This window comes from Vibrio diabolicus (assembly GCF_011801455.1).
Taxonomy (GTDB): domain Bacteria; phylum Pseudomonadota; class Gammaproteobacteria; order Enterobacterales; family Vibrionaceae; genus Vibrio; species Vibrio diabolicus.
In genome coordinates this window covers 47,656-67,344 of the sequence record NZ_CP042452.1, presented here as the reverse complement: position 1 = coordinate 67,344, position 19,689 = coordinate 47,656, and the positions used below count along the sequence as shown (strand labels likewise).

At 46.8% G+C, this 19,689-nt stretch carries 20 protein-coding genes; 11 read left to right on the top strand and 9 right to left on the bottom strand.

Annotated features, from left to right (window positions below):
* Positions 1–55 precede the first annotated feature (55 nt).
* From FR741_RS15705 to kduD, 4 genes are read right to left on the bottom strand one after another with little or no spacing between them, the layout of a single operon-like run.
* Positions 56–691 carry an RpiB/LacA/LacB family sugar-phosphate isomerase gene (locus tag FR741_RS15705; protein ID WP_005460779.1) on the bottom strand — a complete coding sequence of 212 codons (636 nt, stop codon included), beginning with the start codon at positions 689–691 and terminating at the stop codon, positions 56–58.
* A gap of 40 nt (positions 692–731) precedes the next feature.
* Positions 732–1,052: a cupin domain-containing protein gene (locus tag FR741_RS15700; RefSeq protein ID WP_005467181.1), complete on the bottom strand. Its 321-nt coding sequence runs from the start codon at positions 1,050–1,052 to the stop codon at positions 732–734.
* 7 nt (positions 1,053–1,059) lie between these two features.
* Positions 1,060–1,584, bottom strand: coding sequence for a YgjV family protein (locus FR741_RS15695; protein WP_005497706.1), 525 nt, complete (start codon positions 1,582–1,584; stop codon positions 1,060–1,062).
* 18 nt (positions 1,585–1,602) lie between these two features.
* A complete protein-coding gene (gene kduD / locus FR741_RS15690) occupies positions 1,603–2,364 on the bottom strand; it encodes a 2-dehydro-3-deoxy-D-gluconate 5-dehydrogenase KduD (protein WP_005482916.1) in 762 nt (253 codons plus the stop codon).
* Between the two features lie 255 nt (positions 2,365–2,619).
* Here kduD and kdgR point away from each other — a divergent pair, with 255 nt between their 5' ends.
* From kdgR to FR741_RS15675, 3 genes are all read left to right on the top strand, one after another.
* A complete protein-coding gene (gene kdgR / locus FR741_RS15685; protein ID WP_005460804.1) occupies positions 2,620–3,402 on the top strand; it encodes a DNA-binding transcriptional regulator KdgR in 783 nt (260 codons plus the stop codon).
* Between the two features lie 83 nt (positions 3,403–3,485).
* Positions 3,486–5,354: a DUF294 nucleotidyltransferase-like domain-containing protein gene (locus FR741_RS15680; RefSeq protein WP_005482867.1), complete on the top strand. Its 1,869-nt coding sequence runs from the start codon at positions 3,486–3,488 to the stop codon at positions 5,352–5,354.
* 2 nt (positions 5,355–5,356) lie between these two features.
* The gene (locus tag FR741_RS15675) at positions 5,357–6,067 is read left to right on the top strand and encodes a 3'-5' exonuclease (protein WP_167427152.1); all 711 of its coding nucleotides are present in this window, start codon (positions 5,357–5,359) and stop codon (positions 6,065–6,067) included.
* On the opposite strand, the gene FR741_RS15670 is transcribed toward FR741_RS15675, so the two are convergent.
* The gene (locus FR741_RS15670) at positions 6,068–6,937 is read right to left on the bottom strand and encodes a LysR family transcriptional regulator (RefSeq protein WP_167427151.1); all 870 of its coding nucleotides are present in this window, start codon (positions 6,935–6,937) and stop codon (positions 6,068–6,070) included.
* 80 nt (positions 6,938–7,017) lie between these two features.
* Entirely contained in the window at positions 7,018–7,824 is an 807-nt protein-coding gene (locus tag FR741_RS15665; protein ID WP_167427150.1) for an arylamine N-acetyltransferase family protein, read from the bottom strand.
* A 293-nt stretch (positions 7,825–8,117) separates the two neighbouring features.
* Here FR741_RS15665 and FR741_RS15660 point away from each other — a divergent pair, with 293 nt between their 5' ends.
* The 5 genes from FR741_RS15660 (at position 8,118) to FR741_RS15640 (ending at position 12,591) form a co-directional block, all read left to right on the top strand.
* On the top strand, positions 8,118–9,266 hold the full coding sequence (locus FR741_RS15660) for an S-(hydroxymethyl)glutathione dehydrogenase/class III alcohol dehydrogenase (RefSeq protein WP_167427149.1): 1,149 nt from the start codon (positions 8,118–8,120) through the stop codon (positions 9,264–9,266).
* 61 nt (positions 9,267–9,327) lie between these two features.
* Positions 9,328–10,167 carry an S-formylglutathione hydrolase gene (gene fghA, locus FR741_RS15655; RefSeq protein WP_167427148.1) on the top strand — a complete coding sequence of 280 codons (840 nt, stop codon included), beginning with the start codon at positions 9,328–9,330 and terminating at the stop codon, positions 10,165–10,167.
* A 451-nt stretch (positions 10,168–10,618) separates the two neighbouring features.
* On the top strand, positions 10,619–11,074 hold the full coding sequence (locus FR741_RS15650; RefSeq protein WP_005391987.1) for a hypothetical protein: 456 nt from the start codon (positions 10,619–10,621) through the stop codon (positions 11,072–11,074).
* Between the two features lie 5 nt (positions 11,075–11,079).
* Entirely contained in the window at positions 11,080–12,177 is a 1,098-nt protein-coding gene (locus FR741_RS15645) for a GGDEF domain-containing protein (protein WP_109169350.1), read from the top strand.
* 9 nt (positions 12,178–12,186) lie between these two features.
* Positions 12,187–12,591 carry a hypothetical protein gene (locus FR741_RS15640; RefSeq protein WP_031831553.1) on the top strand — a complete coding sequence of 135 codons (405 nt, stop codon included), beginning with the start codon at positions 12,187–12,189 and terminating at the stop codon, positions 12,589–12,591.
* A gap of 109 nt (positions 12,592–12,700) precedes the next feature.
* Here the strand turns inward: FR741_RS15640 and FR741_RS15635 are convergent, their stop codons facing one another.
* Together FR741_RS15635 and FR741_RS15630 are read right to left on the bottom strand one after the other, a co-directional pair.
* On the bottom strand, positions 12,701–13,504 hold the full coding sequence (locus FR741_RS15635; protein WP_005464970.1) for a Cof-type HAD-IIB family hydrolase: 804 nt from the start codon (positions 13,502–13,504) through the stop codon (positions 12,701–12,703).
* A 95-nt stretch (positions 13,505–13,599) separates the two neighbouring features.
* Entirely contained in the window at positions 13,600–14,487 is an 888-nt protein-coding gene (locus tag FR741_RS15630) for a LysR family transcriptional regulator (RefSeq protein WP_167427147.1), read from the bottom strand.
* A 126-nt stretch (positions 14,488–14,613) separates the two neighbouring features.
* On the opposite strand from FR741_RS15630, the gene FR741_RS15625 reads away from it, so the two are divergent.
* From FR741_RS15625 to FR741_RS15615, 3 genes are all read left to right on the top strand, one after another.
* Complete coding sequence (locus FR741_RS15625; RefSeq protein ID WP_167427146.1) at positions 14,614–15,480, top strand: MBL fold metallo-hydrolase; 867 nt, start codon at positions 14,614–14,616, stop codon at positions 15,478–15,480.
* Complete coding sequence (locus FR741_RS15620) at positions 15,474–16,094, top strand: DsbA family protein (protein WP_167427145.1); 621 nt, start codon at positions 15,474–15,476, stop codon at positions 16,092–16,094. The genes FR741_RS15625 and FR741_RS15620 overlap by 7 nt, the downstream gene beginning before the upstream one ends.
* Positions 16,095–16,211: 117 nt before the next feature.
* A complete protein-coding gene (locus FR741_RS15615) occupies positions 16,212–17,891 on the top strand; it encodes an RluA family pseudouridine synthase (RefSeq protein ID WP_167427144.1) in 1,680 nt (559 codons plus the stop codon).
* A gap of 97 nt (positions 17,892–17,988) precedes the next feature.
* On the opposite strand, the gene FR741_RS15610 is transcribed toward FR741_RS15615, so the two are convergent.
* Positions 17,989–19,329 carry an MATE family efflux transporter gene (locus tag FR741_RS15610; protein ID WP_167427143.1) on the bottom strand — a complete coding sequence of 447 codons (1,341 nt, stop codon included), beginning with the start codon at positions 19,327–19,329 and terminating at the stop codon, positions 17,989–17,991.
* Positions 19,330–19,689: the final 360 nt, after the last annotated feature.

Sequence of the window (19,689 nt, the reverse complement as noted above, 5' to 3'; positions counted from 1 at the left end):
CAAAAAAAGCCAGCACAATGGCTGGCCTTAACCTATTTCCCGATAAAATGAGTGCTTAGTCTAGTAGCGACTTCACATATTCTGCAATTTCAGGTACTTGGCAGTGCGCGAAGAAACACTCTTGGAATTGCGTGCTGCCTACTGCAGTTTTCACTAGCTCTTGGTCGATAGCACGTAGACCTTCAACCACGTCTTTTGCTACCGCTGATTTCACGTTGTTTAGGATAGCTGCGTTCGCTTGCTGAGGTGCTGCTCGCTCAATTGGGTAACCTTCGCCGCGCTTGCCTGTGAACGCTTTTTCGAAGATGTAACGAACGTTCAATTCACCCGCCCAACCAAAACCTTTCGCAAATGCTAGAGAAATCGCGTTGCCGTTATTGATTTGGTTGAACAGGAACGCGTCTGATGGCTCTAGGCAGTAACCACAAACAACGCCAGGGTGTAGGTTGCAAGACATCAATGCACCTTGGCCAGTACCACAACCAGTTACCACGAAGTCCACAGCTTTTGAGTTCAGCAGAATGCTCGCCATGATACCTAGGTGAATGTAAGTTAGGTGATGGTCGTTTTCATCCGTCATACCAACGTTGAAAACATCGTGACCAAGGCCACCTGCTACTGAGTTAAGCTCACCAGCCACCATTGCGTTTTTCGCTGCTTGGCTGTTTTCCATCATTAGTGCAATTTTCATGTGTTACTCCTGCGGAAACTCCGCATTCAAATTTCAATTCTTAAACAAAATCTTTGCGCATTGGGGTGAAAGTATCGATAAGTACACCCGCTTTCAGACAAACACAGCCATGCTCAATGTTTGGCTCTTTGTACATAGTATCGCCCGTTTTGACGATTTTTTTCTCATCACCGATGGTGAATTCAAACTCACCAGAAAGCACGTAAGTCAGCTGCTCGTGCGGGTGTGAGTGCATCGCACCAATTGCACCTTCTTCAAAGTGCACTTCTACCGACATCATGTTGTCGCTGTGTGCCAGTACTTTGCGTGAAATCCCTTCGCCGAGATCTTCCATCGGAATGTCTTGGTTAAATACGAACATGGTTCACCTAATAACTTGATTGATTAATCATGGATTCTGATTGCTGACGATGTAAGCGATAAATCGTCAATAAATTCATCACGATCACGGTCATTTCTAACAGCGTTCCACCAATGGACCCCACCAGAATATTATTGGTTAGCCAGCAAGACGCGCCGAGCAAAAAGCCAATGCGCATCCTGATCCCTGACAAGCAGAACACCGAGTATGTACCAATCACCGTCCCGATAATCGGCCATAAATCACGCCATTGCTCTGCTACCCAAAAGCCACTGACTAAACTGATCACAATAAAGACAGCAGCGACTCGTTTCGACGAGACAAAAATCGCCGTGGTCGTTCTGAGCGCCGACAGCAATGCGCTCAGCGCAGAGACCATCGAGCCCAGCAATAAAAAGTGGAGAAGATGATTGAGGTTAAAAATCAGCATCAAGATTTTTAGGTGCCTGTCATTCTTCTGGTAGAAGACGGAGAATCCCAAACCAAAACTAATAAACCCTAAAGCTTGCGCTAATATCGTGGTATCCACCATCACCTTCTCGCAACTCGATTAGCGCGCTAGCCAGCCACCATCTACTGCGATGGTGTAGCCGTTGATGTAATCCGCAGCTTTAGATGCTAGGAATACACAAGGGCCAGCTAGATCTTCTGGCGTACCCCAGCGAGCAGCAGGAATACGGTCTACGATTTCTTTGTTGCGCTGTTCATCGGCACGCAATGCCGCGGTGTTGTTGGTTGCCATGTAACCCGGAGCAATCGCGTTTACGTTGATGCCGTGGCTTGCCCATTCGTTCGCCATTAGGCGAGTCACACCCATTACGCCACTTTTAGACGCAGTGTAAGAAGGCACGCGAATACCGCCTTGGAAAGAAAGCATTGATGCGATGTTGATGATCTTGCCGCCTTCACCTTGCGCGATGAACTGTTTTGCAACCGCTTGAGACATAAAGAACACAGACTTCACGTTGATGTTCATTACGTCATCCCAATCTTGCTCAGAAAACTCGATGGCATCGTTACGACGAATGATGCCCGCGTTGTTCACTAAGATATCAATGCGACCAAGTTCGGTTACTGCGCGGTCAACGATAGTTGGGATGTCGTCTAGTTTCATTAAGTTAGCGCGGATATCGACGAACTTACGGCCTTCAGCCTCTACTTTCTCAATCGTTTCTGTTGGTTCGCTGATGTTTACGCCAACAATGTCACAGCCCGCTTTTGCTAGACCAAGCGCCATACCTTGACCAAGACCAGTGTCACAACCAGTAACAATGGCCACTTTTCCCTCAAGGTTAAATGAATCAAGAATCATGTCGTTTTCCTCAATAGTAGGTAATGTCGTGATTTGGCGTCTTGGCCATGTCACTTTGTATGCATTCATCCTGACCCAAAAAGAAACTGTTTGCAATTTTTTTTGAAAAGGCGTTTTAAAAATATTGATTGCGATCTTGTTTTTATGGATTCTTTAATTGCGCGGTTTCAAATTTTTGAAAAGGCATTTTAAAAATACTGGTTCTTAAATTTTTCAGCGATATAATGCAGAAAACTAAGAATGAAAGGGGCAACAATGGAAAAGTCGACTCAGCCTGAAGCGGTTTCGTCAGTACTTAAGGTTTTTCATATTCTTCAAGCACTTGGTGAACAGAAAGCCATCGGCGTTTCAGAGCTTTCACAACGTCTAATGATGTCGAAAGCGACTACTTACCGTTTTCTGCAGACCATGAAATCACTCGGTTACGTGTCTCAAGAAGGCGAAGCGGATAAGTACTCTCTAACACTTAAGTTGTTCGAGTTGGGCGCAAAATCGCTTGAGTACGTCGATCTGATCGAACTGGCCGACAAAGAAATGCGCCACATTTCAGAACAAACCAACGAAGCCTTGCACCTTGGTGCGCTGGATGAAAATGCCATCATTTACATCCACAAAATCGACTCTGGCTACAACCTACGCATGCAATCGCGCATCGGTCGTCGCAATCCGCTCTACAGTACTGCGATTGGTAAAGTGCTGCTTTCTGAGCGCGATGAAAGCTTCGTTCGTGACGTATTGAGCGATGTCGAGTTCATTAAGCACACAGAAAAAACATTGGAAAACACCGATCAAGTGCTAGAAGAATTGGCGAAAGTGCGCGATTTCCACTATGCAGAAGATAACGAAGAGCAAGAACCAGGTCTTCGTTGTATCGCTGCGCCGATTTATGACCGCTTTGGTCAAATCATTGCTGGCTTGTCTATCTCATTCCCAACCATCCGTTTCGATGAAGAGAGAATGGAATATTACGTCGGCTTACTGCATCAAGCAGGTAAAAACATTTCTGAGCAATTGGGTTACCACGATTACCCGGCATAATCAGAAACAAGAGGCAGCCGCGAGGCTGCTTTTTTTGCCACTTAGAACAATGTTGAAACACCGGTTCATTTTAGAGGTAAACCATGGGCACATCCGTCACTCCAAACATCTTCGACTTTTTAATCAAAATTGACCCCTTTGATAAACTGCCAGAACCTGTGGTTGAAAGCATCGCGAACTCCGTCAAGGTCAAGTACCTCGTGAGGGGTGAAACCATCGGTTTTAGCGCCTTGTGCGATCAACGTTACCTCTACATTATCCGAACCGGCGCCATTGAACAGCGCACGCCTAACGGCGAACTGCGTGCACGCCTTGGACAAGATGATCAATTTGGTTTTACTTTCCTCGACCCACTCGAAAATGCCGAAGATGGTTACCAAGCGGAAGCGATTGAAGATTCATTGCTCTATTTGATCCCCCATTCTGAGCTAAAACTGGTCAGCGAAGAACACCCAGAATTTGCCGACTATTTTGCCGCCCAAGCCAATGTGCGCTTGAGTTCTGCGGTGAAGTACGTTTGTCGGAAAGAAGAAAAAGGGCTGTTCTTTCGTACTGTTGGCGAGATCGCCAGCGAAAACATTGCGATTGTCGATGTGAACGACTCTATCCGCAGTGTGGCGCAAACCATGTGCGGCAAACAACGCAGCTCCTGTGCCGTTGTGATGAAAGAAGGCGAGATTATTGGCTTAGTCACCGACCGAGATATGACGAAATCGGTCGTCGCACAAGACATGGATACCAATCAGCCCATTGCCGATGTGATGACGCCAAACCCCGTGTTGATCGAGGACGATGCTAAAGTGATTCAAGCCATTTCCTTGATGCTGCAATACAACATTCGCTGTTTGCCCGTGGTACATGGCAAGCAAGTGAAAGGACTTCTAACGACAACACATTTAGTGCATAACCACCGCACGCAGTCTTTGTTCTTAATTGAGAAAATCAAATACGCGAGTTCACTCAACGCGCTGGCGGCGTTGAAAGAAGAACGTCAAACCATTTTCCAAGCGTTGGTGGAAAGCGGTGTGAGTGCGGAAATTCAGGGTCGAGTGATGTCGATGATCATGGACGCTTTCACGCGCCGCATCATTCAGCTCAATGAAGAACTGTTGGGCCCACCGCCGTGTGATTACGCGTGGTTGGTTGCAGGCTCTCACGCCCGTAACGAAGTGCACATGCTGTCAGACCAAGACAGTGCGATTGTGCTTTCCGATGACGCCACCGAAGAACATAAACTGTACTTCACTCACCTTGCTATGCGGGTGTGTAATGGTTTAGCGGCGTGCGGCTATCCGCTTTGTGACGGCAAGTACATGGCGGCGTCACCAAAGTGGTGTCAGCCAATTCGTCGTTGGAAAGAGTACTATCAGAAATGGGTGGCCAGCCCAGAATACAACAAACTATTGAGCATTAGCGTATTCCTTGAAGTACGTGCCATTCACGGCAACCGCGAGTTTGTCGACCAAATCCAACAACACTTGCATGACTGCATTCAAAAGAGCCCGAGCTTTATTCCGGCTTTGGTGCGCGATGCGATTGACACTCAGCCGCCACTTGGCATTTTCAACAATTTGGTGTTGGAAAAAGGTGGGGAAAACAGCAACACGTTAAACATCAAAAAGTACGCCTTGAATCTGATCATCGATCTGGCGCGTATTTTCAGTCTTGCCGCTGGCGGCTCGTTAACTGGCACAGAAGAGCGTTTTCGCTACGCAGCCCAGCACGGCACATTGTCGAAAGACAGTGTCGAAAACATCATTGGCGCTTATCGCTTTATTACTCAGGTACGTTTCCGTCATCAACTCAATGCGATTCTGGCAGGCACCACACCTGACAACCACATCGCACCCGATGATTTCAGTAGCTTTGAACGCAAGCACTTAAAAGATGCATTTAAGATCATCAGTGAGCTGCAAGATGTCGCGAAACTGAAGTTTGTGAAAGGGGCGTAACCATGATTAAACGTTGGTTTAAGCGGTGGGAAACGCCGCTCTCTCCTGAGCAAAAACGCCAAGCCATTCACGTTATCGACGATTGGCCAATCGTGCTGAAAGACTATCTTCAACAGCCTTTGGTGGATGACTCAACGACCTTGAAGGATTTGAGTTTTGTTGCGTTGGACTTTGAAACCACAGGCGTGGACGCGCAAGGTGATAAAATCTTATCGATTGGCGTGGTTGACCTAACGCTGGACGGCATTGATATCGCCAGCTCCAAAGAGTGGTACATTTGTCATGGACAATTCATCAAACCAGAAACAGCGCAAATTAATGGCTTAACTCCGCAAGATCTCGCTAAAGGACTGCCATTGGATGAAGGGATGAATCGGTTGTTGGAACGCATCACAGGAAAAGTGGTGCTCGCCCACGGATGCTGCATTGAAAAAGCCTTCATTCACGCTTATTTTTCCTCTCGCTACCAAGTAGAGGATTTCCCCGCGTATTTTGTCGACACTCTGCAAATCGAAAAGCAGTTTAGCTATGCAGGGAAAAGCGGCTCGCACAGCAGTTATCAGTTGGACGATTTGCGCCGCTATTATCATCTGCCGGGGTACTTATCGCACTCTGCCGCCAGTGATGCCTTGGCGTGCGCGGAATTGTTCTTGGTGCAAAGTAAAAAACTGACCGCGCTTCCGGACGTCACGTTGCGTCAGTTGATGCGCTGATCACGCCAACTCTTGCGCCAAAAAGTCGATCAACAACCGCACTTTGGGCGACAAATTGCGACTTTGCGGATACAGCGCCCAAATGCCTTCGCGGTCGTCGCGGTAACTGGTCAGCACTTCGACCAACTCGCCGCTGTCTAACGCCTCTTGCACGTAGTAGTCCGGCAGCTGCACCAAACCCAATCCGCGTTTCGCTGCATCCACCAAAGCAAAGCCGCTGTTGCATTTGATCCGTCCCGACACGCGCAAAGACTTATCGCGTTTATTTTCCTTAAAGTGCCAATAGTCGACCGAGCCAACCAAGCACTGATGCCGTCCCAATTCCGACAACGTATGTGGCTCACCAAAACGCTCCAAATACATCGGACTGGCACACACATAGTTTTGGCGCGACGAAAGACGTTTAGCGATCATGCTGGAATCTTGCAAGCGGCCAAGACGAATCGCCACGTCCACACCTTGCTCAATCAAATCCAGCTTTTGGTTGGTCAGCACTAAGTCGAGATCCACACGCGGGTACTTTTCCAAAAACTGATGCAAAAGCGGCGCGAGGTTCATTTCCCCATACGTCACAGGAGCCGTCACGCGCAGTAAACCGCGCGGTTCCGTCTGCATTTGCGTTACGGCAAGCTCGGCCAGTTCTAACCCTTCCACCAAATGTTTACACTGCTGGTAATAGAGTTGTCCGGCTTCAGACAGGGAGACTTTTCGCGTCGTGCGATGCAGCAATTTCACCGCAAGTCGTTCTTCAAGTGCCGATACCCGACGACTGATTTGTGCCACCGATGTTTTCAGCTTAGCTGCTGCTCCGGTAAAACTGTTGGTTTCCGCCACAGCAACAAATTCGCTGACCCCTTCCCAATTCGCCATGCTGTATTCCTGTCGACCTCTTTTAGACAAATAGTGATGAAAATGTTTTCGGCGCGCTACGCTTTGAAAACGGGAGAGTTTTACGCATCAGGCAACGGACGAAGATCGCCGTACTGCGCATCAAGCTCAATGCCGAAATATTCTTTCAATGCATCAAGATAGGCTTGGCCCGGCTCTAACTCTAATTCTGTCTGCTCACCTTGGCTGGTGTATTTGAGTGTGTAGTTAAGCAATGTCACCAACCCACTTTCTGTTGCTTTCGCCGCGACTCTTGCGCTGGTAAAACGCGAGTTGGGAGAAGTGGAGGTAAAAAAGTTGCCACACGCGATGTCACCTGCAAACACAAACTCTAAATCGAAGCTATAAAGGTTGTTCCATGTGTCCGTTCCGTCCGTTGACAACACTTGAAGGAAGTAACCAAACTGAGCATCTTCGACAAAGCGGAAGGTTTGTAAATCCGTCTGAATCACTTGGTTGAGGATAAACGGCAATGGCGCGCGCGGCGTATTGGAGCCAAAGCCTACATCGACAATCCATGCTTGTTCATCCAGCGTCACCAACGTGATTTGATGGCTGCGACCTGTCGGCGTCCCCATCACGTGAACACGCCCAAGTAAGCTGCGCGCTTCAAACCCGAGGGTCTTGAGCACATCGAGCATTAAGCCATTCAGTTCAAAGCAGTAGCCACCACGGGAGTGATACACGGTTTTTTGAATGATGTCTTCAATCTCAACAGAGATGCCACGCTGCAACGAAATATCAAAGTTCTCAAACGGCAGGCAACGGTGCTGCGCTACGTGAATCTTGTGCAATGACTCCAAATCGGCGGGTAACTCACTCGACAAACCGAGCTTGGTTAAATAGGCGTTCAGATCCGTCTTATTCATAATCACTCTTACTTAGCTGATGGGTCGATTGTTTTCTACTCTAGTCCCTCTACCTAACCTCAGGTCAATCGCCTTTTCCGTTTTCCCTTCTGTTTTGAGGAGGCATCACACTCTTGTTGTCCACTCACTTTAACATTATTACGTATATGTAAAAATCATTTTCAAAATGGACGGATTATCATTTTTATTGAAACACCTAGAATGGATACCAGCAAAACGACGCAGCGCAGGAAGCAAACCTTAACTACGCTTATTACGTCACTCCATATACTGAGAATATAAAGGAAAATCCAATGACTGTTGAAATCAAACCTGGTCAAACTCACATCAAATCCAAGGCAATGGTTGCATGGGCCTCTGGCGAACCACTGAAAATGGAAGAAGTGGATGTACAGCTTCCTAAAGCGGGTGAAGTGCTAGTGCGCATCGTCGCGACAGGTGTTTGTCATACTGATGCGTTCACTCTGTCAGGCGACGATCCAGAAGGCATCTTCCCTTCTATTCTTGGTCACGAAGGTGGCGGCATTGTTGAAATGGTGGGCGAAGGTGTCACTAGCGTTAAGGTTGGCGACCACGTGATTCCTCTTTACACCGCAGAATGTGGCGAGTGTAAGTTCTGTAAATCGGGCAAAACCAACCTTTGTCAGGCCGTGCGTGAAACACAAGGTAAAGGTCTGATGCCCGATGGTACAAGCCGTTTTTCTATCAACGGTGAAACCATCTTCCACTACATGGGTTGTTCTACTTTCTCTGAGTACACGGTACTCCCTGAAATCTCGCTAGCGAAAGTAAACAAAGATGCACCACTTGAAGAAGTGTGTCTGTTAGGTTGTGGCGTAACAACCGGTATGGGCGCAGTTATGAATACGGCAAAAGTTGAAAAAGGCGACACGGTTGCGATCTTTGGTCTGGGCGGCATCGGTCTTTCAGCGATCATCGGTGCACGCATGGTGGGTGCAAGCCGCATCATCGGTATCGATATCAACGAAAGCAAATTCGATCTTGCAAAACAGCTAGGCGCAACCGATGTGATTAACCCACAGAAATTCGACAAGCCTATCCAAGAAGTGATTGTTGAAATGACTGACGGTGGTGTTGACTACTCATTCGAATGTATCGGTAACGTAAACGTGATGCGTCAGGCACTTGAGTGTTGTCACAAAGGTTGGGGTGAGTCGGTGATCATCGGTGTTGCGGGTGCAGGTCAAGAGATCTCTACTCGTCCATTCCAGCTAGTAACTGGTCGTGTATGGCGTGGCTCGGCTTTCGGTGGTGTTAAAGGCCGCTCTGAGCTTCCAGAAATCGTAAACCGTTACATGGCTGGTGAGTTTGGCTTGCAAGAGTTCATTACTCATACAATGGGATTGGCTGACGTAAACAAAGCGTTTGATCTGATGCACGAAGGTAAGAGCATCCGTACTGTTATTCATATGGATCAATAATGCTGCCTCAGGCTCTCCTTTTGGGGAGCCTGAATTCATTCTGTTGTTAGAGAGTTTATTCATGACCATTGAAAATGTAAGCCAGGCCAAAGTGTTTGGCGGTTGGCACAAACAATATACACACGAATCCAAAGCCCTAAACTGCACGATGCGCTTCGCAATTTTCTTACCACCGAATGCCACTAAATCGAACCCCGTACCCGCTTTGTACTGGCTATCTGGTTTAACCTGCACCGATGAAAACTTTATGCAGAAAGCGGGCGCATTTCGTATGGCGGCCGAGCTTGGCATTGCGATCATTGCTCCGGACACGAGTCCAAGAGGCGAAGGTATCGCTGACGATGAAAACTATGACCTGGGTAAAGGAGCTGGCTTTTACCTTAATGCGACTCAAGCACCTTGGTCACTGCATTACTTCATGTACGATTACGTGACTAAAGAGTTACCAGAGATCATTGAAAGCAATTTCCCTGTCTCAGAAGTAAAATCGATTTCTGGGCACAGCATGGGAGGTCACGGAGCATTAACCATTGGTCTGAAAAACGCAGAACAATATCGCTCAATATCGGCGTTTAGCCCTATCTGTAACCCAGTCCAATGCCCTTGGGGACAAAAAGCCTTTACTGCTTACTTGGGCAAAGATATTGAGAGCTGGAAGCAATACGATGCAAGTGAGCTTCTCAAGCAAAAACCATCACCACTTCCTATTTTGGTTGATCAAGGTGATGCTGATGGCTTCCTCAACGAGCAACTTAGGCCAGAAGCGCTGGTTGCTGCAGCAAAAGTGCATGATTCAAACCTGAACTTAAGAATGCAACCTGGTTATGACCATAGCTATTATTTCATTTCAAGCTTTATTGACGATCATCTCAACTTCCATGCGAAGTATTTGTTTGCCTAATTCATAGAAGTAACTTGATGAATTAAAAAATAAAGTCACCTACCTAGGTGGCTTTATTTTTGGTGCGTATTAACATACCAATCTTAAATAACATTGGAATAAAGATAGAGAACAATGTAAGGATGAAATCGGATTTGCTTGTACCTCAATCATTAACCCTTCTAATTCTCATTCACAATACAATTCATCGGTTGAAAATAGGATTAATTTCCATTAAAAATCTGCGAACTGACACGAATTCGTTATAGAGCGAAATAATAACGCATATTTCTGACCTTTTAATTAAGAAGTCACTTAATAACCTTGACGTACAGTAAACCGACAGTTACTTTTCAAACATAACATATTATAAAATCTCATCCGGTTGGCTCTATTATTACAATTACAAATAAAGTACCGCTAGCACCTTTGTCCTAGCTCAGCAAAAAGAATAAAACTCAAAGGGCATATGATGAAAAAGATAGTCGCGCTAGGTCTGTTTTTTGTTGCGCCATTCTTATCTGCAAGTACGATCGTATTTAGCAGTAGCCAACAACCTAGTGTCACATTAAAACTGGAAGAGATTCAATCTTTACCAACCACCAGCTACACAACCACGCTGCCTTGGATCCCTGCTTCTTCTGAATTTCTTGGGGTCAAACTTAGCACGCTCCTCACCCACGTCTATGGCAAAGTGCCAGAACAAGTTGATGTCAGTAGCTTGAATGACTATCACTCGACACTGTCTCGACAAGACATTCTTAGATACCAACCAATACTGGCTTACCAACAAGATCAACACTATATAAAAGTCAGGAATAAGGGGCCATTTTGGGTAATATACTCTCTTAGTCTCTATCCTGAGCTCAACTACAATAAATATCACGCGCAAATGGTCTGGCAAGTAAATGAGATGAAAGCAAAATAATAAGAATGAAGTTATCAGAACCCACCCATCAAAAGCAGAGAGCACCACAATACTCTACAACTAGTAAAATGTTACTTGTGGTGTTTGCCACTTCTTTGCTTCTCGCAAATGTATTGCTTCTGCAGCAGACACGCGCACTGTCACAAAACTTTAATAATGAGCAAAAACAAGCAACCTGGTTTTTATTCCAACTCTCTAAAGAGCTTTCGGAACTTGTCGGAGAAGCGAGACGAGTCGATGAAAATGTATTAAATATCGAAGGTGCAGAGCTGCAATATGAATTGGCCTGGAGTAGATTCGATTTATTAATTAGTAGTAATGAAGCCTACACTTTTTTCTCTCGAAATAATATGCATCAGTATTTCATTGATCTTTTTGAGGAATTTCAGGGGCTGGAAGCGCAATTAGTTGAAGCAAGAACTGGCGATAGCCAAGCTGCGGCTCAATTTTATCGATCCACTCAAACACTGTACTTAAGCTTGGTCGATTTCGTTAATCAGAACTTTCGCCTAAGCAGCAAAGTCTATGAGGCACAGAAAGGAGAAACGCAACGGTTAATGCAAGCGCAGTATATGCTGTTTGCTACATTCGTTTTGTCGATCCTGTCTCTGACTTATTTCTTTTATCGTGAATCCCATTTCCATAGAAAACTGGCGCTCAGCGACCCACTGACTCATCTTGGAAATCGCAATGCACTATTTATCAACCTGAATGAGCTCACTCAAGAGAAAAGGCCTTTTTCTCTGTGGATTTTAGATTTAAATGGTTTTAAAAGTGTCAACGATACACACGGTCACCAAGTGGGAGACACCGTACTACGTGAAATTGCTAGACGGCTTAAATCTATGGCGTTGAATGATTTTACCGTCTATCGCATGGGAGGCGATGAGTTCGCCGTCATCCTCGAAGGGGAGCATGTTGATGAAGAAGGCGTTCGTGAGCATATCAATGCGGTATTTGATGCGCCAATACTAAATTCCGACAACGTCGCAACACTATCAACCAGCATGGGCTTAGCCCAATACCCAAAAGACAGTAACAATGTTGACTTTCTTATCAGCATAGCGGATAAGCGCATGTACAAAATGAAATTTCAACGTTAAACGGTATTTATGATGAGAAAGTTCATGCAAGTACTGCTTCTACTAGCAGTCATTGCGGCAGGTGTGTTGGCTTGGGTATTTATCCCATCGCACGAAACCATCGGGCAAAAAACGCTTGAGCAGGCACTCAACGACGACTACAGCCTCGTTGGGCATCGAATCTACTCAACCGATCCGGATGCTGGCAACCGATTCGGCTACTTCGTATTGGCAACGGGACAGAGCATTGAAGAACAAGAGCCGTTTTTGGTCACTTCGGATCAGTTTATTCGCATGGAACAAACGGGTGATAATACCTTGTCTGTGACCGTCAATGGCCGTATCTACCAATACCACAACGATTTGTGGGTACCAAAATCGGATGGAAAGTTGCAGCACTTTTTAGTCAGCGCAACCGCTAAGTACGTACGCTAAAAAACGGGAACATTACTACCCCATCCCACCACACACAAAAAAAAACAAAGCCCCGCATGTACTGCGGGGCTTTTTACGTTAAGAAGAAAGTAACATCGAAAGGAGGGCGTTACTTCGCTAACACTTTCTCTTTAATCACTTTGAGTACCCCAGCCTCTTGGTTGCTTGGCGCAGAATAACGAGCGATTTTCTTAATCTCTTCATGCGCGTTAGCAACCGCATACGAATGCTCACTGACTTGCAGCATTTCGAGGTCGTTGAGGTAATCACCAAACGTCATGGTTTCTGCCGGAGTAAAATTCATCGTCTCTTGAAGATGCTTAATGGCGGCGCCTTTAGAGGCCTCGGCATTCATAACATCCAGCCAAATTTTTGCGCTCACTACAACTTTATGCGTTGCGCCAAACTTCGCGTTCATGGTCGGGAACAGGAGCTCTTCCGAACCGTCAAAGTGACAAATCGCTACCTTGATGAACTCGTCTTCGACCTCAAGCAAATCCGTCACCGTTTCACAGCGATGGTAGTACTTTTGAAACTCTTCCAGTGATTGCTGATCATGCGTTTCGATGTACGCCGAGCGCTTGCCACATAATACGATGTTCGCCCCGTCAATTTCACGAGCCGCTTTCACAATCTCCGCCACTTCCGCTTTAGGAATGGTGCAACTGTAGAGCTCTTTGTCTTGGTACATCACCAAGGTGCCGTTTTCGGCCACATACAACACTCGATCTTTGATTGGCGCGAACGTGTCTCGCAGGCTGTAATACTGACGACCAGACGCAGCGGAGAACAAAATACCTTGCTCTTCCAATTGCAAAAACAGATCGAAAAACTCTGGATCCAAACGACCGTATTGGTCAAGCAAAGTGCCGTCCATATCGGAAGCAATAAATTTTATGCGAACTTGTGACATTAACTAAAACTCTAAATGACGCTGCGAAAAATATATCCATGTAAGGTACAGGATCTTGTATGAATCTCAAGCCGGGATGACGAGGCCTTTCGCGATTACCAAGGGTGCTGTTTAAAGTAATCTTCACTGTGATCGATGAACGCTCTCACCGCAGGAGACAAGTGTTTACGCGATGAATACAGCGCGTAAATGTTGAGATCATTTGGCTTCCAATCCGGCAACACCGACTCAAGCTGACCCGATTGCAGATAGATATTGCTCAAATAGGTTGGCAGCATCGAAATACCCATGCCTTGCAAAGCGCCATGCAATAACGCCGTGGCCTCATTGCTGGTTAGGCTACACTCAATTCCCACCGATTCGAACTGGTCGCCCTGAGACAAATGCCACACGTGACGCTCAAAGTTTTTGTAACCCAAACAGTCGTGTGAAGATAAATCTCGCGGATGCGCGATCGCGCGATGAGTTTGCAAGTATTGCGGTGATGCCACCAACACCGATTCACACACCGCAATCGGCTTACCAATCAAAGAAGGATCGGGATCTGACGCAATTCGGATCGCTAGATCGATGCGTTGCTCGGTTAGATCACTCACTGAATCTTGCAGATCAATGTCGATATGCACTTTGGGGTGCTTTTGCATAAAACTGTTTACTGCTGGGATCAACTGTGAGAACCCAAATGAAGTGCTAGACGCGAGACGGATTTTTCCGGACAGCTCACCATCAACGGCAATGTTTGACGTCAACGTATCGGCCTGTTTTAACCAGCGCTCAATCTGAGGCAAGCTGCGTTCCCCTGCGGTGGTGAGGGACACCTTGCGCGTGGTGCGGTGCAACAAACGAGTTTGTAGCCAGTTCTCCATCGCCTCTACATAACGAGTCACCATTGGCCGAGACATGTCTAACCGCTCGGCGGTCGCGGTAAAACTGCCAGAATACACCACATCCACAAATACTTTTGCTGCCGTTACTCTGTCCATATATTTGCTCGAAATAAGAAATAGTGATGCACATTATTGTGTATTTTTCCGAGCGTATCAATTTCCTAATATAGCTCCCGTTCCCAAGCCATCGTCGCTTGGCCCCAAATTCTTTAGGAGCTTATTATGAAAAAATTCACTTTTATTGCTACATCCATTTTAATGGCAAGCCCTGTCCTAGCGGCAAACCACTCTCCCCTTACTCTTGAGGTTTACAACGCCGACGGTAACAGCTTCCACGTTAACTCAACCTTGGTATACGGTAAGACTGATGCCATGGTCATCGACACTGGCTTCACCAAAGCTGACGCGATGCGCATTGCCGCCAAAGTGTTGGACTCAGGCAAAACGCTTAAAACCATTTTCATCAGCCAAGCCGACCCAGATTACTACTTTGGCGCAGAGGCCTTACACCAACAGTTCCCTGATGCGCAGATCATCACAACGCCAGCGGTTCAAAAAATTATTAAAGAGAAGTTGGCTGGAAAGCTGGCGTACTGGGGACCAAAACTTGGCGCAAACGCACCGGTAAAACCAGTGATCCCTGTCGCGTACGACAAAGCATCATTAGAGCTAGAAGGCCATAAGATTGAAATCCGTGGTAACCATGGCACATCAGCACACCGCCCTTACCTATGGATTCCAGATAACAAAGCGATTCTGGGTAACGTAGCCGTGTACTCAAACGTGCATTTATGGATGGCCGATGCCGCTGACCAAACCGCCATCAATGCTTGGGAGCAGCAGCTTAGCGAGATGCTTGCGCTTAAACCTCAAGTGGTCATTCCTGGTCACATGAAAGCAGGCACAAAGCTGAACGCAGACACCATTCGCTACTCGCAACAATACTTGCAGGATTTTCAGCAAGCGAAAAAACACAGCAATAACAGCGCTCTACTCATTGACACCATGTCAGCGAAATACCCAGAAGCTCAATTGCCAATCGCGCTAGAAATCGGTGCAAAAGTGCATACTGGTGAAATGTCATGGTAACCGTGCATTACTTCTTCGATCCCATGTGTGGTTGGTGCTACGGGGCATCACCACTCATCGAAGCCTTGATGGACAACTCTCAATTTAAGGTAGTGCTTCATCCCGGCGGCATGATCGAGAAACGCGCGATTGAGCCTGAATTTCGTCAGCACATCATCAACAGTGACACTCGTATCGCAACCGAAACGGGAGCAACGTTTGGTGAGGCTTATTTACAACGCGTGAAAAGCGAAGATGCGTTTGTTCTTGATTCTTATCTACCAACACAAGCGATCTTGAGTGCGGAGAAAATGGGGCGGAATCCATGGCACATGCTAAAGGCCATCCAATCCGCGCATTATCAGCTCGGGTTAAAAGTGAATGAAGCATCGACGCTCAAAGCCATTGCAGAATCGCTAGGTTTAGCAAACGATGTGTGGGAGCAAAACATGACGTTAAGCGAAGCCGATCTAGATGAGAAAATTCGCTCTAGCCGACAGTTGATGCGCCAGTTACACGTTGGTGGTTATCCAACCCTGATTGCAGAAGTAAATGGCGAGTACCTGACCTTGCCGCACTCGGCCTACTACGACAAACCGGCACAGTGGAAGCTGGCATTACAAAAACTGCAATAAGCTCTTCCCCACTCGCTCTTGTTCTTAATCCAAGAGCGAGTGCCAACACCGACATGGCAATCCTGACTCAAACAGGTACAATCCTCGCTCGATTTTTTACTCGCGCGGATACCCACCATGCACTCGCCTGAACATTGTTTTACTCGTTTTACTGCTGATACTTCTGACTATGAATTACCAACGCAGTTTACGTTTCCGTTCTACTACACGCCGCATCCTCTTTGCGTTATGGCTGCAAAGCAATTGCAACAGCACTTATTAGCGCAAACCGACTTCGAACACGATTTTGGTTTGGTTAATGAAGAAACGGGACGAGGCAAAATGTTTGGCGTATTACTAGTAGAAAGCTCTCAAGGCGAGCTCGGCTTTTTAAGTGCGTTTTCTGGCAAAATAGCTGACCAAAACTTGATTCCAGGATTTGTCCCTCCTGTGTACGACATGCTGACCGATGAAGGCTTCTTCCGTGCAGAAACGGATGCCATCAACGCCGCCAATGCGGAGTACAAAACCTGTGCCGCGAATCCGGAATTGGCGGAGCTTAAAGCGCAAATCCAAGCCGACCGAGCCGCTTATCAGCAAGAGGAGCAAACACAGCGCCAAGTGATGATTGACGGCCGCGCCGCACGCAAACAACAGCGCCAACAGGGCGAGCAAACGCTCAATGCCGATGACCTCAAAATCTTGTTGGATGAGTTGGGTAAGCAAAGTGTCGCCGAGAAAAACGTTCTCAAATACTTAAAGCAAGCGTGGGATGAAAAGCTTGCAATCAAAGAAGCTCGCTTGGCCGAGTTAGAGCAGCAACTTGCTCATCTGAAAGAGCAGCGCAAAACGCTCTCCAACGCTTTGCAGCACAAATTGCATAAACAATACCGCTTCCTAAACAACCATGGCGAAGCACGCGACTTGGTGGACATTTTTTCGGACACCACAAACCCAATCCCACCAGCAGGTGCGGGGGAATGTGCTGCGCCAAAACTGCTTCAATACGCGTTTAAACACGGATTCAAACCGCTGGCGTTGGCAGAATTTTGGTGGGGTGTGTCGCCAAAGTCTGAAGTTCGCCAACACAAAAAATTCTACCCATCATGCAACAGCAAATGTCAGCCGATTTTAGGCCATATGATGCAAGGGCTGGACGTCGAACCCAACCCATTAGCGGAGAATTGGGCAGAAGACAAAGAGCTGGAGATAATCTACCAAGACGACGCTATGGTCGTCGTCAACAAGCCCTCGGGCTTACTTTCAGTGCCTGGTAAAACTATCAAGGACTCTGCTTATACGCGCCTACAAGCGATGTACCCTGATGTGGAAGGGCCGTTTGTGATTCATCGCCTCGACATGGCGACCTCTGGCATTTTGGTGTTTGCCTTAACCAAGCGCGCGAACAAAAGTCTGCAAAAACAGTTTATGGCTCGCGACGTACAAAAACGTTATATGGCACTGCTCGAAGGCGTATTAAACGAGCCTGAAGGGGAAATCTCACTGCCAATGCGTGGTGACCCCGACGACCGCCCACGTCAACTGGTGTGTTTTGAACACGGGAAACATGCAGAAACCTACTGGCAACTGATTGACGTCAAAGATGGACGCAGCAAGGTATACATGTATCCGAAAACCGGGCGAACTCACCAACTACGTGTACACAGTGCTCATCACATGGGATTAAACATGCCAATGGTTGGTGATGGTTTATACGGCGAAAAAGCGAATCGCTTGCACCTGCATGCTGAGATGCTAGAGCTGGATCATCCATACAGCAAAGAGCGTATGGTGTTCCAAGCTGAGTGCGAATTCTAACGTCTTCCCGATTTTAAATAACAAAAAGGCACTGACTAACAGTGCCTTTTTTGTTTTCTAACAACAGAATAAGCGTGATGCGCAATACCGAAAACCGTTAGCTCACCTTAAACTTGGTCCACACCTGAGAGCGCCAACGTCTTGCCATGATGATACCACGTACCCATTCATCGAGTGCGATTGCCATCCAAGCCCCTAAAACGCCATAACCCAAGTGGATGCCAAAGATGTAAGAGAAAAGCACGCCTAATCCCCACATACTCAAAATCCCCATTTGCACTGGGAACTTGATGTCACCCGCGCCTTTGAGCCCCGCGATAAAAATCAGGTTAAACACACGTCCAGCTTCGAGCAAAATTGAGCCCATGACTAACGAGCTTGCCAATGCGAGTATTTCCGGTTGATCGGTAAATACGCGCAGAATCTCTTCTCTAAACAGGTAAACCAGTGTGGTTGCAGCCGTTGATGCCACAAATCCCACTAAGAAGTAGATTTGTACGCGTTTTAAAATGCTACTCACCCAACCTTTACCGATGTAGTAACCGGTCTGAATTTGCGCAGCCTGACCAATTGCCAGCGCGAAAGCAAACGAGAAACGGGCAATGTTTTGCGCATAAGTGAAAGCCGCTAACGATGCCGTCCCCATTTGCACCACAAAGTACACAATGCAGATTTGCGCCACATTGTAAGACAGCACTTCACCCGCGTTCATACCGCCGATTTTTAAGATTTTTTTGTAAATCTCTGCCGGTACTTGTTTCATAGTCGACATTGGTAGTTCAATGCTACTGCGAGCGAGAATAAACCATAACATTAACGTACCGATGACTTGGCTGACGACGGTTGCTATTGCTACACCTTGCACACCATACACAGGTAAACCGAATGGCTGGTAAAGCGCAATATAGTTACCAATGATGTTGAACACACCCGAGATCAAGTTCACCACCATTGGAGAGCGCGAATAGCCATGGCTACGCAGAATGGTCGTAAAGACTATGCCTATGGTGACGTTGAACGTCGTCGCTCCGCTGATCAGCAAATATTCACGTGCGTATTGCTCGACTTGCGCCTCCAAACCGTAATACGGGAGCAGGAATATCGCACCAAGCACGGCAATCACACTCAATAGCACACCGACGAGCACAGACAACGCAATACTCGCAACACCAACGCTCACAGACTCTTGCTCGCGCCCTGCGCCATTGTATTGGGCAATCAAAATCCCCGTTCCGCTGCTGACAAACGTCGAAACGATGATTAAGAAAAAGGTAATCTGCGTGATCACACCAACAGCGGATACGGCTTTGTCCGAGTAGCCACTCAGCATGAACACGTCACTGGTTCCTAAAGCCGTCCGTAGCAAAATTTCGACAAGAATCGGCCAAGCTAACGCCACAATAGACATTCGCTGGTTGATGTTCTGGCTTTTAGGCATGTTTGTAACCTTTCCTACAACTAAAAACTGCCTCACAAAATGTGTGAAGCAGTTTGGAAAAAGAGTGACTCGAACGAAGCTCGATATGAGGTCGTGATTTAGCGCGGATTCTAGTCGCATATTGGTCACAACGACAACAATATTTCGCTCTGTTTCGGAAAAATATTTCTAATGCTTTTTCACAACGAAAAACTCATTGCCGGAACTTAGAGATCGTCGATTGACGAACAATGAGCTCAATAGGTAGAAGGCGCAGTTCATGCTACTCCCAACAGAGTTGAGTCAGGATAGATCCTGCAAATACGGCGGTGGAAATGCATTACTTTGAATTATAAATAGAACTATCTGAAGCCATAAAGA

Bases quoted from the DNA above. Each gene is read 5' to 3' on its own strand.
- FR741_RS15705 (WP_005460779.1), bottom strand. From the start codon at position 691: ATGAAAATTGCACTAATGATGGAAAACAGCCAAGCAGCGAAAAACGCA.
- FR741_RS15700 (WP_005467181.1), bottom strand. From the start codon at position 1,052: ATGTTCGTATTTAACCAAGACATTCCGATGGAAGATCTCGGCGAAGGG.
- FR741_RS15695 (WP_005497706.1), bottom strand. From the start codon at position 1,584: ATGGTGGATACCACGATATTAGCGCAAGCTTTAGGGTTTATTAGTTTT.
- kduD (WP_005482916.1), bottom strand. From the start codon at position 2,364: ATGATTCTTGATTCATTTAACCTTGAGGGAAAAGTGGCCATTGTTACT.
- kdgR (WP_005460804.1), top strand. From the start codon at position 2,620: ATGGAAAAGTCGACTCAGCCTGAAGCGGTTTCGTCAGTACTTAAGGTT.
- FR741_RS15680 (WP_005482867.1), top strand. From the start codon at position 3,486: ATGGGCACATCCGTCACTCCAAACATCTTCGACTTTTTAATCAAAATT.
- FR741_RS15675 (WP_167427152.1), top strand. From the start codon at position 5,357: ATGATTAAACGTTGGTTTAAGCGGTGGGAAACGCCGCTCTCTCCTGAG.
- FR741_RS15670 (WP_167427151.1), bottom strand. From the start codon at position 6,937: ATGGCGAATTGGGAAGGGGTCAGCGAATTTGTTGCTGTGGCGGAAACC.
- FR741_RS15665 (WP_167427150.1), bottom strand. From the start codon at position 7,824: ATGAATAAGACGGATCTGAACGCCTATTTAACCAAGCTCGGTTTGTCG.
- FR741_RS15660 (WP_167427149.1), top strand. From the start codon at position 8,118: ATGACTGTTGAAATCAAACCTGGTCAAACTCACATCAAATCCAAGGCA.
- fghA (WP_167427148.1), top strand. From the start codon at position 9,328: ATGACCATTGAAAATGTAAGCCAGGCCAAAGTGTTTGGCGGTTGGCAC.
- FR741_RS15650 (WP_005391987.1), top strand. From the start codon at position 10,619: ATGAAAAAGATAGTCGCGCTAGGTCTGTTTTTTGTTGCGCCATTCTTA.
- FR741_RS15645 (WP_109169350.1), top strand. From the start codon at position 11,080: ATGAAGTTATCAGAACCCACCCATCAAAAGCAGAGAGCACCACAATAC.
- FR741_RS15640 (WP_031831553.1), top strand. From the start codon at position 12,187: ATGATGAGAAAGTTCATGCAAGTACTGCTTCTACTAGCAGTCATTGCG.
- FR741_RS15635 (WP_005464970.1), bottom strand. From the start codon at position 13,504: ATGTCACAAGTTCGCATAAAATTTATTGCTTCCGATATGGACGGCACT.
- FR741_RS15630 (WP_167427147.1), bottom strand. From the start codon at position 14,487: ATGGACAGAGTAACGGCAGCAAAAGTATTTGTGGATGTGGTGTATTCT.
- FR741_RS15625 (WP_167427146.1), top strand. From the start codon at position 14,614: ATGAAAAAATTCACTTTTATTGCTACATCCATTTTAATGGCAAGCCCT.
- FR741_RS15620 (WP_167427145.1), top strand. From the start codon at position 15,474: ATGGTAACCGTGCATTACTTCTTCGATCCCATGTGTGGTTGGTGCTAC.
- FR741_RS15615 (WP_167427144.1), top strand. From the start codon at position 16,212: ATGCACTCGCCTGAACATTGTTTTACTCGTTTTACTGCTGATACTTCT.
- FR741_RS15610 (WP_167427143.1), bottom strand. From the start codon at position 19,329: ATGCCTAAAAGCCAGAACATCAACCAGCGAATGTCTATTGTGGCGTTA.